The sequence below is a fragment of the Streptomyces sp. NPDC034049 genome (assembly GCF_055575575.1).
Genome location: NZ_JBVISJ010000004.1, coordinates 541,142 through 555,179, shown reverse-complemented (window position 1 = coordinate 555,179; position 14,038 = coordinate 541,142). Strand labels below are relative to the sequence as shown.

11 protein-coding genes are annotated in these 14,038 nt (G+C 71.0%); 7 read left to right on the top strand and 4 right to left on the bottom strand.

The genetic code is table 11. The features are described 5' to 3' along the window. Positions 1–84: 84 nt before the first annotated feature. Complete coding sequence (locus ACZ52C_RS15665) at positions 85–1,158, bottom strand: multicopper oxidase domain-containing protein (RefSeq protein WP_469075348.1); 1,074 nt, start codon at positions 1,156–1,158, stop codon at positions 85–87. A 199-nt stretch (positions 1,159–1,357) separates the two neighbouring features. Between ACZ52C_RS15665 and ACZ52C_RS15660 the strand changes: the two genes are divergently transcribed. Further along, entirely contained in the window at positions 1,358–3,838 is a 2,481-nt protein-coding gene (locus ACZ52C_RS15660) for a ThuA domain-containing protein (RefSeq protein ID WP_469075227.1), read from the top strand. Continuing rightward, entirely contained in the window at positions 3,838–6,042 is a 2,205-nt protein-coding gene (locus ACZ52C_RS15655) for an OmpL47-type beta-barrel domain-containing protein (RefSeq protein WP_469075226.1), read from the top strand. The genes ACZ52C_RS15660 and ACZ52C_RS15655 overlap by 1 nt, the downstream gene beginning before the upstream one ends. A 59-nt stretch (positions 6,043–6,101) precedes the next feature. On the opposite strand, the gene ligD is transcribed toward ACZ52C_RS15655, so the two are convergent. Beyond that, entirely contained in the window at positions 6,102–7,112 is a 1,011-nt protein-coding gene (gene ligD / locus ACZ52C_RS15650; protein WP_469075225.1) for a non-homologous end-joining DNA ligase, read from the bottom strand. A gap of 89 nt (positions 7,113–7,201) precedes the next feature. On the opposite strand from ligD, the gene ACZ52C_RS15645 reads away from it, so the two are divergent. Further along, positions 7,202–8,269: an ATP-dependent DNA ligase gene (locus ACZ52C_RS15645; RefSeq protein ID WP_469075224.1), complete on the top strand. Its 1,068-nt coding sequence runs from the start codon at positions 7,202–7,204 to the stop codon at positions 8,267–8,269. Between the two features lie 14 nt (positions 8,270–8,283). On the opposite strand, the gene ACZ52C_RS15640 is transcribed toward ACZ52C_RS15645, so the two are convergent. After that, the gene (locus tag ACZ52C_RS15640; RefSeq protein WP_469075223.1) at positions 8,284–9,474 is read right to left on the bottom strand and encodes a zinc-dependent alcohol dehydrogenase; all 1,191 of its coding nucleotides are present in this window, start codon (positions 9,472–9,474) and stop codon (positions 8,284–8,286) included. 131 nt (positions 9,475–9,605) lie between these two features. On the opposite strand from ACZ52C_RS15640, the gene ACZ52C_RS15635 reads away from it, so the two are divergent. Further along, positions 9,606–10,616, top strand: a complete 1,011-nt coding sequence (locus ACZ52C_RS15635) for a DUF3048 domain-containing protein (RefSeq protein ID WP_469075222.1) — start codon at positions 9,606–9,608, stop codon at positions 10,614–10,616. Between the two features lie 44 nt (positions 10,617–10,660). On the opposite strand, the gene ACZ52C_RS15630 is transcribed toward ACZ52C_RS15635, so the two are convergent. Further along, positions 10,661–11,116 carry a MarR family winged helix-turn-helix transcriptional regulator gene (locus ACZ52C_RS15630; RefSeq protein ID WP_469075221.1) on the bottom strand — a complete coding sequence of 152 codons (456 nt, stop codon included), beginning with the start codon at positions 11,114–11,116 and terminating at the stop codon, positions 10,661–10,663. A 208-nt stretch (positions 11,117–11,324) separates the two neighbouring features. On the opposite strand from ACZ52C_RS15630, the gene ACZ52C_RS15625 reads away from it, so the two are divergent. The 3 genes from ACZ52C_RS15625 to ACZ52C_RS15615 are packed head-to-tail and all read left to right on the top strand — an operon-like array spanning position 11,325 to position 13,974. Further along, on the top strand, positions 11,325–12,104 hold the full coding sequence (locus ACZ52C_RS15625) for a CoA transferase subunit A (protein WP_192359411.1): 780 nt from the start codon (positions 11,325–11,327) through the stop codon (positions 12,102–12,104). After that, positions 12,104–12,751, top strand: coding sequence for a CoA transferase subunit B (locus ACZ52C_RS15620; protein WP_469075220.1), 648 nt, complete (start codon positions 12,104–12,106; stop codon positions 12,749–12,751). The genes ACZ52C_RS15625 and ACZ52C_RS15620 overlap by 1 nt, the downstream gene beginning before the upstream one ends. After that, on the top strand, positions 12,748–13,974 hold the full coding sequence (locus ACZ52C_RS15615; protein WP_469075219.1) for a thiolase family protein: 1,227 nt from the start codon (positions 12,748–12,750) through the stop codon (positions 13,972–13,974). Before ACZ52C_RS15620 ends, ACZ52C_RS15615 begins: the two co-directional genes overlap by 4 nt. Positions 13,975–14,038 lie beyond the last annotated feature (64 nt).

Sequence of the window (14,038 nt, the reverse complement as noted above, 5' to 3'; positions counted from 1 at the left end):
GGGCAGGCCCACCGAATAGGCCCGTGCGAAGGGACCTCGGTGAGGTGGGCCAGGAGTGCGAGGGGACCTCGGCGCCGAGGGACGTCAGTGTCCGTGCGCGTGCGACTCGCCGGAATCGGCCACCCCGTCCACCTCGCCCGTCCCGTCCGTTCCCGCCCCGCCCGCGCTTCCCGCCCCGTCCGCCCTTCCCGCGGCGTGCGGTGCGTGCGGCTCGTACCCCGGGATCGTGCCGTCCGTCTTGCGCACCAGGAACAGGCCCGCCATGCCCATGTCGGAGTGGCTCTGGACGTGGCAGTGGTACATCCAGGCGCCGGCACCGACGCCCTCGCCCGCGATGACCTGGAAGCCGAAGGAGTCGGCGGGTCCGACGATCTTGTTGTCGATGACCTGGCTGGGGTCGTCGGGGCCGGTCAGCGCGCCGGTGCGGTTGTCGGCCCAGCGGTGACCGTGCAGGTGGAAGGTGTGGTAGTACTCGCCGTGCGTGATGACGACGAACTCGACTCGGTCCCCGACGGTGGCGTCGAAGTCGGGGCCGGTGTGGGCGGGCCTGTTGTTGATGCGCAGGTCGTTGAAGACGACGGTGACGGTCTTGTCCGGCAGGACGTCGCCCTTGCGGCGGACGACGACCGGGCCGTAGAGCCCCTTGCGGATGCCGCCCGTGCCGTGGGGGGTGCCGACGGCGTGGTCGTGGTAGTGCCAGTAGCCGGCGCTGCCCGCGCGCCAGGTGCCGTCGGGACGGGCGCCGGGGGCGTGGGTGCGCCAGGTGTAGGTGCGGGTGCCACCGGGCTCGACGTCGCTCTTGTTCTGCCGGGTGCCGTCGCTGGAGATCTCGTAGTCCAGACCGTGGACGTGCAGGCTGGCCGCCACGTCCATCGTGTTCTCGAACTCGATGTGCAGGGTGTCGCCCTCGTTGAGCTCGATCAGCGGGCCCGGAACGGAGGCCTTGCCCTTCTCGAAGCCGTAGCCCATCTGCCCGTCGGACAGCTTCTCGGCGTACATCCTGATGCGCTTGACCTCGCCGCCCACCGGAGCCGTCCTCGCCCGTTCGGCGGCGCTCACGGCCTCGGGGGCGCCGACGGTCTCGACGGCCACGGACAACGATGTCGCGACGGCCGCGCCGCCCCACAGCACCCGCCGGTTGAACCCTCGTCTGTCCATCGCGTCCATGCGGAACTCCCCACGCTCATACGGATCTTGCGGAGACGCACCTGTGATCAACCTGTGTGACGGTAGCGGCACCCCGGCCGTTTCTCCACACCCAGGACAAAGTTCGCACCATTCCGGTCATAGGTCTTGGCGAGCCGCGCAAATGAGGGCTAGCTTCCTTGGCGCTGTTGCTGTGACCGAGGAGGTGCCCATGTACTTACGAGGGTTGAGCGACGCGAAGAGACGGGCCTGGGCGGCCACCCTGACCGCCTCGATCGTCACCGCAGGACTCCTGTCGGGCCTCGCGGCCCAGGCGCGACCGGCGCCGGATCCGCCGCTGACAACGATGTCGATCACGTCGCCCCCGGGCGGCTCCGGACCTCAGGTGCTGATCTTCCACGGCTCCGCCGCGGCCGGGGACGAGTCGCCCGTCGTCGACGCCGGGATCGAGGCGATCGAACGGATCGGCCTGTCCGGGCCGGCCGCCGAGCGGTTCGGGGTCGTGGCCACCGACGACGCCTCCGTGTTCACCGACGGGACCCGGCTGAGCGGCTTCAACGCCGTGGTCTTCCTGACCGGCGGCGGTGACGTCCTGGATCCCGAGCAGGAGGCGGGGCTGGAGGCGTACATGGAGGCGGGCGGCGGTTTCGTCGGTGTCCACGACGCGGCCCGCGCCGAACCGTACTCGGACTGGTTCACCGGGCTGATCGGCGCCCGGCCGGCCACGTCGAGCCCGACGACCGTGCAGCGGGCGACCGTGGAGGTCGGTGACCGGCGGCACCCCGCCACCAAGGACCTGCCGGCACAGTGGAAGCGGCCCGACAAGTGGCTCAACTGGACGAAGAGCCCGTCGGGTTCCGTGCACACCGTGGCCCGGGTGCGCGAGTCGACGTACCAGCCGGGCACCGGCGCCAACGGGTGGGACCACCCGGTGAGTTGGTGCCGTGACTACGACGGCGGCCGTTCCTTCTACACGGGCATGGGCGGGACCGTCTCCGCGTACGACGAGAGCGACTTCCGTACGCATCTGCGCGGCGCCCTGCTGTGGACGTCCCGGCTGGCCCGGGCCGACTGCAAGGCGACCATCACCGCCAACTACAAGGCGGAGCGGCTGACGCAGCCCAACCAGCCGGGGCAGAACGACCAGATCGGCGAACCGCACGGCCTGGTCACGGCACCCGACGGCCGGGTCCTCTACATCGGCCGGGGCGGCGCCGACTCCTCCCAGCCGGTGGTCACCGACTGGAACAACCCCGACATCGGCAAGGGCAAGGGCGAGATCCACGTCTACGACCCGAGGACGAGGAAGGTCACCCTCGCGGGCGCCCTCACCGTCTTCGGCAACAAAGGCGGCGGCGACGAGCTGATCAAGGTCGAAGAGGGCCTGCTGGGCATCGAGCTGGACCCCGGCTTCCAGCAGAACGGCTGGGTGTACCTGCACTACACGCCGCACTCGCGGATCGACCGTGACACCCGGACGGCCGAGCGCCGCGTCTCGCGCTTCACCCTCGACCTCGCGAGCAACAGGCTCGACCTGGGCAGCGAGAAGGTCCTGCTCAAGTGGCCGGTGCAGATCCACAGTTGCTGTCACGCGGGCGGCGGGATGAGCTGGGACTCCAAGGGCAACCTGTACATCGCCACCGGCGACAACAACTCCAGCGGCTTCAGCGCCGGTTACTCGGGCAACAACCCCGAGCCGAACTACAAGGGTGTCTCCTTCGCCGACGCGCGCCGCACCGCAGGCAACACCAACAACCTCAACGGCAAGATCCTCCGCATCCACCCGGAGCCCGACGGCACCTACACCCTGCCCGCGGGGAACCTCTTCACCGGCAAGGAGACCGCCGAGGGCGGCGGCAAGACCCGTGGCGAGATCTATGTGATGGGGGTGAGGAACCCAGCCCGCATCTTCGTCGACCGGCAGACCGACGTCCTCTACGCCGGCTGGGTCGGCCCGGACGCCTCGGCACCGTCGACGACCTGGGGCCCGGCCAAGTACGACACCTTCGCCGCCATCACCGAGGCGGGCAACCGGGGCTGGCCGTACTGCATGGGCAACAAGCAGCCCTACCGGGACCGCAACCTGCCGGACCCGTCGAAGCCGCTCGGCTGGTACGACTGCGACCACCCGAAGAACGAGTCGCCGAACAACGACGGGCTCGTCGACCTGCCCCCGGTGACCGGCAACAACATCTGGTACGCACCGCAAGGAGGCGCCCCCGACTTCCCCCGGGACGCGAGCGGCATTCCCTCCTACAAGAACGAGGAGGCCACGTACCTGCTGCCGTGGCTCAAGGGCGGCGGCCAGGCGACGATGAACGGCCCGGTCTACCGGTACGCCGAGTCGGGCGACAACTCCGTCCGGTGGCCCGCCTACTGGGACGGCAAGTGGTTCGTCGGCGACTTCTACGACGCCGACCAGCCGCGTCACGCGGTGGTCATGGACCCGAAGAACCAGGGCAGCGGCGGACTCCCGGTCCACGCCGAGTCCCTGAAGAAGATCGTGCCGGTCGGGGCCGACGGCATCAGGAACCTCATGGACTGGAAGTTCGGTCCGGACGGCGCGCTGTACGTCCTGGACTACGGACGCGGCTTCTTCACCTCGGACGCCAAGTCGGCGCTGTGGCGCGTCACCTACACGGGCGGCGGCCCGACACCGGCGGCCGGCGAGCTGGCGAGGAAGGCGGAGTGATGCGGGAAAGACGTCTGTGGGCGGCCCTGGTGGCGGCCCTGCTGATGGTCCTCGGGCTCACCTCGACACCCGCGTCCGGCCGTACGGACGCGGCGCCGGAGAAGGCCGCCGCCCAGGTGCTCACCTGGACCGCCGGTGACGACATCACCAAGTACGCGACCGCGCCGCGGACCGCGGTGGCGGGTCCGGCCACCCTGGTGTTCGAGAACAGCAAGGCGACCGGCAACACCATGGGGATGCCGCACACGTTGACGTTCGACGTCTCCGACCCGGAGTACAACAACGACGTCCCGCTCAACATCCTGGCCAACCCCGGCGACGACCAGGGCGGCCGCCACACCGCCGAGGTCACGCTCACCCCCGGCCGCTACCGCTACTACTGCACGATCCCCGGGCACGGACAGATGCAGGGCATCCTGGTGGTGACCGAGGGCACCGGCGAGGACACCACCGCGCCGGAGACCTCGGCTCAGGTCACCGGGACGCAGAACTCCCAGGGTGCGTACGTCGGTTCGGCCTCCGTGGCGGTCAGCGCGAGCGACCCGGGCGGCTCGGGTGTCGAGCGGATCGAGTACGCCGTCGGTGACGCCGGGGCCTGGCTGCCGTACACCGCGCCCGTGGTGGTCGACCAGGTCGGCACGCACAGGGTCCGCTACCGCGCGGTCGACAAGGCGGGCAACACGGCGGCCGAGAAGAGCGTCGGCTTCACCGTCGTGGCACCGCCGACCGACGACACGACCGCGCCGGAGACCTCGGCGACGGTGTCCGGCGAGAAGAACCCCCAGGGCGACTACGTGTCCATGGCGACGGTCACCGTCTCCGCGTCGGACACCGGGTCGGGGGTCAACACCATCGAGTACGCCCTCGGCGACTCGGGGGCCTGGGAGCCGTACACCGCGCCCGTGATGGTGCACGAGGTCGGCACGCACAGGGTCCGCTACCGGGCGGCGGACAAGGCGGGCAACGTCGCCGCCGAGAAGAGCGTCGGCTTCACCGTCGTCGCCCCGCCCGCCGCCGACACCACACCCCCGGTGACGGGCGTGACCGTCGAGGGCGACCGGAACTCCGCCGGCGCGTACCTGAGGAGCGCGAAGGTCACCGTCAGCGCCACGGACCACGGAGGGTCGGGCGTCGCCGCCGTCGAGTACTCGCTGGACGGCGGTCCCTATCTCGCCTACACCACGCCCGTGGTGGTCGACCGGGCGGGCACCCACACGGTCGCCTACCGGGCCAGCGACAAGGCGGGCAACACGGCCGCCGCGCGCTCGGTCGCCTTCACGGTCGTCGCGGGCGGCGGGGTGCCGGCACCCAACTGCGCCGAGTACGACGAGCGGTTGACGGTCCACGTCGGCACGGTCGACTCGGGGGTGCCGAACCGGGTGACCGACAACCGGTGCCGGATCAACGAGCTGATCGAGGACGAGAAGGAGTGGACGTCCCACGCGCTGTTCCTGAAGCACGTGGACACCGTCCTCGACAAGCTGTTCCGGGAAGGGGTCGTCGACCTGCGCGAGTACACCGCCGTGCGGGAGGCGGCGGAGGAGTCCGGCATCGGCAGGCCGGGCCAGACCGAGGGCTACCGCACGATCCTCGACGGCACGGCCGAGTCGTTCGCCAAGTGGCAGCAGGTGGGCGGCGGTTCGTTCGGCCTGAACAGCGACGGCTCGATCACCTCGGGGACGACGAAGGCCGGGCTCGGCATGCTGTGGTTCCCCGAGCGGAAGTACGGCGACTTCTCGCTGCGCCTCCAGTGGCGGGACGACGCACCCGGCACCGGCAACGCCAACTCCGGTGTGTTCGTGCGCTTTCCCTCGGTCCACGACCATCCGGAGGAGTCGCGGCCGGAGTGGGTGGCCATCAAGTACGGCCATGAGGTGCAGGTCCTCGACCGGCCCGACGGCGACATGTACAAGACGGGGTCGGTCTACGGCTTCGACCGGGTGGGGCTCGCCGGTGCGGGCGTCACCCAGAAGGGCACCTGGAACGACTACGAGATCAGGGTGGTCGACCAGCACTACTCGGTCTACCGCAACGGCGTCCTGATCAACGAGTTCGACAACACCGGCGGCCAGGACTTCACCCCGCCCCGCTCGGACGACCCGGGCACGGACGGGCGACGGTTCGCCTCCGGCTACCTCGGGCTCCAGGTGCACGGCACGACGGATGTCGTCTCCTACCGCGACATCCGGATCAAGGAACTGTAGGGAACCGAAGGCGGCCCGCCCCCCTGTGCCTCGCGGCCGGCAGGGGGCGCGGGCCGCCGTCATGTCCTCTTCGCCCGGCTCGGCTGCACCCGCTTCGGCTCCCCCGGCATCTTCGGGTACTCCGGCGGATACGGCAGGTCCCCGAGCCCGTGGTCGTGTTCGTCCCGCGCCGCCAGCTCCAGCAGCGCCTCCAGGGAGAACGCGTGCTCGTCCATGTCGGCGTGGAGGTCCCCGACCTCGGCGAAACGTTCCGGCATCGTCCCCAGATCGAAGTCGCGCGGCACGGCGGTCCCCACCTCGTCCCAGGTCAGGGGCGCGGAGACGGGGGCGTGCGGGTGGGGGCGTACGGAGTAGGCGGAGGCGATGGTGCGGTCGCGGGCGGTCTGGTTGTAGTCGACGAAGATCTTCGCGCCGCGCTCCTCCTTCCACCAGGCCGTGGTCACCTGCTCCGGCATCCGGCGCTCCAGTTCCCGGGCGACGGCGATGGCCGACCGGCGTACCTGGGTGAAGGTCCAGTCGGGCCGGATCGGCACGAAGACGTGCAGGCCCCGGCCGCCCGAGGTCTTGGGCCAGCCGCGCAGGCCGCCGTACTCGTGGAGGACCTCACGCAGTTCGTGCGCGGCGCGCACCGCGTCGGCGTAGTCGGTGCCGGGCTGCGGGTCGAGGTCGATGCGGAGTTCGTCGGGCCGGTCGACGTCGTCGCGGCGGACGGGCCACGGGTGGAAGGTGAGCGTGCCGAACTGGGCGGCCCAGACGACGGCGGCGACCTCGGTGGGGCACATCTCGTCGGCGCTGCGGCCGCTGGGGAAGGTGATGTGGGCGGTGGGGATCCAGTCGGGCATGTTCTTGGGGGCGCGCTTCTGGAAGAAGTTCTCGCCGGTCACGCCCTCCGGGTAGCGCTCCAGGGTGGTGGGCCGGTCGCGCAGGGCCCGCAGGATGCCGGGGCCGACGGCGATGTAGTACCGGGCGAGGTCCAGCTTGGTGAAGCCGCGCTCCGGGAAGAAGATCCTGTCGGGGCTGGACAGCCGTACCGTCCGTCCCGCCGCCTCCAGTTCCACCGCTTCGCCCATGCGAGCCACGGTAGGCGGAACGACCGAACGCCGCATACCGGGCGGAGTTCGCCGCGCGGCGGTGCGGTGGCGGTCGCAGAATCGGAGGCATGGATCTTCCGGTGATGCCGCCCGTGAAACCGATGCTCGCCAAGTCCGTGGCGAAGATCCCGCCGGACATGCACTACGAGGCGAAGTGGGACGGGTTCCGGGCGATCGTGTTCCGCGACGGGCCCGAGGTGGAGATCGGCAGCCGGACCGGGAAGACGCTGACCAGGTACTTCCCCGAGCTGGTGGCGGCGCTGCGGGAGCGGTTGCCGACGCGGTGCGTGCTGGACGGCGAGATCGTGATCGTCCGGGACGGGCGGCGGCTGGACTTCGACGCCCTCACCGAGCGCATCCACCCCGCGGACTCCCGCGTCCGGATGCTGGCGGCGACGACCCCGGCCTCCTTCGTCGCCTTCGACGTGCTCGCGCTGAACGACGAGTCGCTGCTCGACGTCCCGCTCACCGACCGGCGCGCCCTGCTGGACCTGGCCCTGTCCGGGGTGAGCGCCCCGGTGCACCTCGCGCCGGCGACCACGGACCGCGAGCTGGCCGAGCAGTGGTTCGAGCAGTACGAGGGGGCGGGCCTGGACGGGGTGATCGCCAAACCGCTCACCCTGCTCTACCGGCAGGACGAGCGGGCCATGTTCAAGATCAAGCACGAGCGGACGGCGGACGTGGTGGTCGCCGGCTACCGCTTCCACAAGAGCGGGCCGGTGGTCGGCTCGCTGCTGCTGGGCCTCTTCGACGACGGGGGCACGCTCCAGCACATCGGCGTGTGCGCGGCCTTTCCCATGAAGCGGCGCGCGGAGCTGGTGGAGGAGCTGGAGCCGCTGCGGCTGAGGGACGTCCGGGAGCACCCCTGGGCCGCCTGGTCCGACGAGGCCGCGCACGAGACGGCCCGGCTGCCCGGTGCGCCGAGCCGGTGGTCCTCGAAGAAGGACTTCTCCTGGGTGCCGCTGCGCCCCGAGCAGGTAGCCGAGGTGGCCTACGACCACATGGAGAACGGTGTCCGCTTCCGCCACACGGCCCGTTTCCGGCGCTGGCGCCCGGACCGTACGGCGGAGAGCTGCACCTACGCGCAGCTGGAGGAGCCGGTGAACTACGACCTGGCGGAGATCCTGGGCCGCTGATCCCGGTCGTGGGCTCAGGGCTCCATGATCACCTTCACCGCCCCGTCCTCCTTGCGCTGGAACATCTCGTAGGCGTGCGGGGCGTCGGTGAGCGGCACCCGGTGGGTGGCGAAGTCGTCGACGCCCAGCGGGTCGTCGTCCGTGAGCAGGGGCAGGATGTCGTCGCTCCAGGTACGGACGTTGGCCTGGCCCATGCGCAGCCGGATCTGCTTGTCGAAGAGGGTGAGCAGGGGCAGCGGGTCGACCTTGCCGCCGTAGACGCCGGAGAGGGAGATCGTGCCACCGCGTCGCACCAGGTCGATGGCGGTGTAGAGGGCGGCGAGCCGGTCCACACCGAGGCGTTCGGTGAGCCGTGAGCCGATGGCCCGGGGCAGCAGTCCGGTCGCGTTCTGGGCGAGCCGGGCGGCCGCGCTGCCGTGGGCCTCGGTGCCGACGGCGTCGATCACGGAGTCGGGGCCGCGCCCGGCGGTCCGGTCCTGGATCGCGCCGACCAGTTCCTTCTCGTTGTCGAAGTCCCTGAGGTCGAACGTCTGCACGCCCCGCTCGCGCGCCCGGCGCAGTCGCTCGGGCACCAGGTCGACCCCGAAGACGTGTTCGGCGCCACGCTGTAGGGCCACCCGGCAGGCCATGTCGCCGATGGGTCCGAGGCCGAGCACGGCGACACTGCCGCCGGGCGGGACGTGCGCGTACTCGACCGCCTGCCACGCGGTGGGGAGCACGTCGGAGAGATAGAGGAAGCGGTCGTCGGGCGGTCCCTCCGGCACCTTGATCGGCCCGAACTGGGCCTGGGGGACGCGTAGGTACTCGGCCTGGCCCCCCGGGACCGAGCCGTACAGCCGGGTGTAGCCGAAGAGCGCCGCGCCCATGCCCTCGCCGGTGCACTGGGTGGTCTCGCACTGGGTGGGAAGGCCGGTGAGGCACATCCAGCAGCTGCCGCAGGCGATCTGGAACGGGACGACGACCCGGTCCCCGGCCGCCAGGTCGGGGACCCCGGCGCCGACCTCCTCGACGATGCCCATGGGTTCGTGGCCGAGGATGTCGCCCGGCGTCATGAACGGGGTGAGCACCTCGTACAGGTGCAGGTCGGAGCCGCAGAGCCCGGTCGAGGTGATCCGGATGACCGCGTCGGTCGGCTCCTTCAGCACTGGATCGGGCACGGTCTCCACGCGTACGTCCCGCTTGCCCTGCCACGTCACTGCCTTCATCGTGCCCACACTCCGTTTCCTCGCCTCGGTCAGCAGGTCCCGCCCGGGTACCCGACGCCTCACCCCCGAACCAGTCAGAAACAATCCACTATGGCCATCCATGAGCGGATAAGTGCACAATCGGATCCATCATGAGCAATTTGAGTACGGTGGGCGAGAGACCGCGGGTGCGGCGGGCGCGGCGCGGTGCGACGACGGGGGCACTTCTCGCCACGTTGGTCGCGGGCGCCGCCCTGGCTGGCTGCACCGTGACCGGCACGGACGGCGACGACGGCAGGGGGCAGGTCGACGGCCCCCGGGACGACCGGACCAGCGCTCCGCCGGCCGGATCCGTGCTCGCCGTGAAGATCGACAATGTCGCCGCCGCGCGGCCCCAGACCGGTCTCGACGCCGCGGACATCGTCTACGCCGAGCAGGTCGAGGGCGGTCTCAGCCGGCTGATGGCCGTGTACGCCACCCGGTTCCCGGAGGCGGTCGGACCGGTACGCAGTGCCCGCGAGTCCGACCTGGAGCTGCTGCGCCAGTTCGACCAGCCGACCCTTGCCTTCTCCGGCGCGCAGGGCAAGCTCCTGCCGCTGATCGACAAGGCGCCCCTGCACGCGGAGACCCCCGAGGACGCCGACGACGCCTACTTCCGGGGCGCCGACAAGCCCCCGCCGCACAACCTGTATCTGCGCCCCGGCGAGTTGATGGACTCCGCGCCCGGCGCCGACGCCCTCACCACCGGTTTCCGCCGCGGCCCGGCCCCCTCCGGCGGCACTCCCGAGGACTCCCGCACCGTCCGCTACCCGGCGGCCCGCTTCACCTTCACGTGGTCCGGCGACAGCCGCCGCTGGCAGGTCTCCATGGACGGCCGGCCGACCATCACCACCGACGACGTCCGCGTCGCCCCGGCCACGGTGGTCGTCCAGTACGTGACCGTCCGCGAGTCCCGCTTCCACGACTTCCTCGGCAACAACACCCCGTACACCGAGACCGTCGGCTCCGGCCGCGCGGAGGTCCTGCGGGACGGCAAGGTCTTCGAAGCCGGCTGGAAGCGCAAGAGCCCGACGGACGGCACGGACTTCACCACGAGGAACGGCGAGCCGATGAACTTCGCCGAGGGCCAGGTATGGGTGGTGTACGCCACCGACTCCCGGTAGCCGGGCGCCCGGTGCCGACCGTCCGGATCTCGCCCGGGCAGGTTCTAGCGCAGCGCCTCGGCCGGGGTGCGCAGTTCCTCCGCCGCGTCCGCCACCCGTCGGATCAGGTCGAAGAACACCTCCTGCTCCCGCGCCGACAGCGGGGCCAGGAACATCTGGTTCATCCGGGCCGTCCGCACCGTGAGCCTGCGGTGCGTGCGCACCCCGTCGTCCGTGAGCCGCAGCAGGAACCGCCGCCCGTCCTGCGGATCGCGCACCTTGTCCAGAAGCCCCCGGCGCCCGAGCCGGCTGACCACCTCGGACATCGTGGACCGGTCGAGCCCCACCCGCTCCCCGACCGTGCGCTGGTCGAGTCCCGGTTCGTCGACGAGGGCGTTGAGGACCGCGAACTGCGGCGAGGTGATCTCCTCGGAGACCATCACGTTCCACAGCAGGTAGTGGGCCTGCTGCAACCGTCGGGCCAGGTGCCCGGGGTGGGTGGAGAGGTCCACCGCGGCCATATGCGCTCCTCGGCTCGGCAATTAGTCTGTGCACTGACGATACCCGGCGCCCCTCGACGCGTGTCCATATCCCGCACCCGTCGATCTCGCTCTTTTCGCAGCTCTTGACGACGGAGCCGACGAGTGGCAGCGTGAAGGAAACTTCACTGAATGCTCAGTGTCCTGATTAACGGGTCATCGGGTGCGCGGACGAGATGGGGCCTCACGGATGGACAAGGTGGTCGCCACAGCCCTGGAGGCAGTGGCCGATGTGCCGGACGGCGCGACGCTCGCCGTCGGCGGATTCGGGCTGAGCGGTGTACCGAACGCGCTGATCCAGGCGCTCCACGAGCGCGGGGTCTCCGGTCTCGGGATCGTCTCCAACAACTGCGGAGCCATGGAGTCCGGCCTCGCGGTGCTGCTCGCGGCCGGCCGCATCGCCCGGGTGACCGGTTCGTACATCGGGGCGAACAAGGAATTCGCGCGGCAGTACCTCGCCGGTGAGCTGGAGGTCGAGATGATCCCGCAGGGCACGCTCGCCGAGCGGCTGCGCGCGGGCGGCGCCGGCATCCCCGCCTTCTACACCCCGGCGGGCGTCGGCACCCAGGTGGCCGAGGGCGGCCTCCCCTGGCGCTACGACGGCGACGGCGGCGTCTCGCTGGCCTCGCCGCCCAAGGAGGTCCGCGAGTTCGACGGCGTCGAGTACGTGCTCGAACGCGGCATCCGCACCGACTACGCGCTCGTCCGCGCCGTCCGGGGCGACCGGCACGGCAACCTGGTCTTCAACAAGTCCTCCCGCAACTTCAACCCCCTCGCGGCGATGGCCGGCAAGGTGACGATCGCCGAGGTCGAGGAGCTGGTCGAGCCCGGCGAGATCGACCCGGACGCCGTGCATCTGCCCGGCATCTTCGTCCAGCGCGTCATCGCCCTCACCCCCGAGCAGGCGGCCGACAAGAAGATCGAGAAGCGGACGGTCTCCGCCGCGGCAGAGGGAACGGTGAGCGAGTGATGGCCTGGACCCGTGAACAGATGGCCGCCCGCGCCGCGCGCGAACTCGAGGACGGCCAGTACGTCAATCTCGGCATCGGCCTGCCGACGCTGATCCCGAACTACCTCCCGGACGACGTCGAGGTGATCCTGGAGTCGGAGAACGGCATCCTGGGCACCGGCCCGTACCCGACCGAGGACCAGGTCGACCCCGATCTGATCAACGCGGGCAAGGAGACCGTCACCGTCCTGCCGGGCGCCTCCTACTTCGACTCGGCGCTGTCCTTCTCGATGATCCGCGGCGGCCACATCGACGTCGCCGTCCTCGGCGCGATGCAGGTCTCCGCCCGGGGCGACCTCGCCAACTGGGCCATCCCCGGCAAGATGATCACCGGGATCGGCGGTGCCATGGACCTGGTCCACGGCGCGCGCACGGTCATCGTGGTCATGACCCACACCGCCAAGGACGGCTCGGCGAAGATCCTCGAGGAGTGCGCGCTGCCGCTGACCGGCAAGCGTTGCGTGAACCGGATCATCACCGACCTGGGTGTGCTCGACGTGACGGAGGAGGGCCTGGTGCTCGTGGAGACCGCGCCCGGTGTCACCGTCGAGGAGATCGTCGCCAAGACCGCGGCCAAGGTACGCATCCCCGAGGAGAGCCAGTCATGAGCAACACCTCGCGTCCTCATCGCAAGGACGTCTACGTCGTCGACGCGGTCCGTACCCCGATCGGCCGCTACAACGGCGCCCTGGCCGGGGTCCGGCCCGACGACCTCGCCGCGCACGCCGTCCGCGAGCTGCTCGCCCGGACGCCGGACCTGGACCCGGCGCGGATCGAGGACGTGTACTTCGGCAACGCCAACGGCGCCGGCGAGGAGAACCGCAACGTCGGCCGCATGGCCGCGCTGCTGGCCGGGCTGCCCACCTCCGTACCGGGCGTGACCGTCAACCGGCTGTGCGCCTCGGGTCTGGAGGCCGTGATCCAGGCGGCCCGCGCCATCGCGCTGGGCGACGCGTCGATCGCCGTCGCCGGCGGCGTCGAGTCCATGACCCGCGCGCCGTACGTCCTGCCGAAGAGCGACCGGCCCTTCCCCGCCGGGCACACCGAGCTGTACTCGACCACGCTGGGCTGGCGCATGGTCAACCCGGACATGGATCCGCAGTGGACGATCCCGCTGGGCGAGTCGGCCGAACTCATCGCCGACAAGCACAAGATCAGCCGGGAGCAGCAGGACGAGTTCGCCCTCGCCTCCCACCAGAAGGCGGCGAAGGCCCAGGCCGCGGGGCTCCTCGACGCCGAACTGGCGCCCGTCTCCATCCCCCAGCGCAAGGGCGACCCGGTCGTCTTCGGCGCCGACGAATGCGTACGCGCCGACGCGTCCCTGGCCGCCATGGCCAGGCTGAAGCCGTCCTTCCGCCCCGACGGGGGCACGGTCACCGCGGGCAACGCCTCGCCGCTCAACGACGGGGCCGCCGCGCTGCTGCTGGTGGACGAGGAGGGGCTGGCGGCCACCGGTCGCGAGCCCCTCGCCCGGATCTCCGCGTCCGGGGTCTCCGCGATCGACCCGCACTACTTCGGGCTCGCGCCCGTCGAGGCGGTCACCCGTGCGCTGGACCGGGCCGGCAAGGGCTTCGGGGACCTGTCGGTTCTCGAACTGAACGAGGCGTTCGCCGCGCAGGTGCTCGGCTGTGTCGCCGAATGGCCCGAGTTCGACCCGGCGATCCTCAATCCGCAGGGCGGGGCGATCGCGCTCGGTCATCCGCTGGGCGCGTCCGGTGCTCGGCTGGCCGGGACGGTCGCGCACCAGCTCGCCCGTCAGGGCTCGGGCGTCGGTGTCGCCACGCTGTGCATCGGGGTGGGGCAAGGACTCGCCCTCGTTCTCGAACGTTGAGCTGTGTCTGCGGCTGCCGGCCGTCCGTGGCCGGTCGCAGTTCCCCGCGCCCCTGAAGGGGCGC

What these genes read in the sequence shown, in the direction of transcription:
- ACZ52C_RS15665 (WP_469075348.1), bottom strand. Translation starts at nt 1,158, where the DNA reads ATGGACAGACGAGGGTTCAACCGGCGGGTGCTGTGGGGCGGCGCGGCC.
- ACZ52C_RS15660 (WP_469075227.1), top strand. Translation starts at nt 1,358, where the DNA reads ATGTACTTACGAGGGTTGAGCGACGCGAAGAGACGGGCCTGGGCGGCC.
- ACZ52C_RS15655 (WP_469075226.1), top strand. Translation starts at nt 3,838, where the DNA reads ATGCGGGAAAGACGTCTGTGGGCGGCCCTGGTGGCGGCCCTGCTGATG.
- ligD (WP_469075225.1), bottom strand. Translation starts at nt 7,112, where the DNA reads ATGGGCGAAGCGGTGGAACTGGAGGCGGCGGGACGGACGGTACGGCTG.
- ACZ52C_RS15645 (WP_469075224.1), top strand. Translation starts at nt 7,202, where the DNA reads ATGGATCTTCCGGTGATGCCGCCCGTGAAACCGATGCTCGCCAAGTCC.
- ACZ52C_RS15640 (WP_469075223.1), bottom strand. Translation starts at nt 9,474, where the DNA reads ATGAAGGCAGTGACGTGGCAGGGCAAGCGGGACGTACGCGTGGAGACC.
- ACZ52C_RS15635 (WP_469075222.1), top strand. Translation starts at nt 9,606, where the DNA reads ATGAGCAATTTGAGTACGGTGGGCGAGAGACCGCGGGTGCGGCGGGCG.
- ACZ52C_RS15630 (WP_469075221.1), bottom strand. Translation starts at nt 11,116, where the DNA reads ATGGCCGCGGTGGACCTCTCCACCCACCCCGGGCACCTGGCCCGACGG.
- ACZ52C_RS15625 (WP_192359411.1), top strand. Translation starts at nt 11,325, where the DNA reads ATGGACAAGGTGGTCGCCACAGCCCTGGAGGCAGTGGCCGATGTGCCG.
- ACZ52C_RS15620 (WP_469075220.1), top strand. Translation starts at nt 12,104, where the DNA reads ATGGCCTGGACCCGTGAACAGATGGCCGCCCGCGCCGCGCGCGAACTC.
- ACZ52C_RS15615 (WP_469075219.1), top strand. Translation starts at nt 12,748, where the DNA reads ATGAGCAACACCTCGCGTCCTCATCGCAAGGACGTCTACGTCGTCGAC.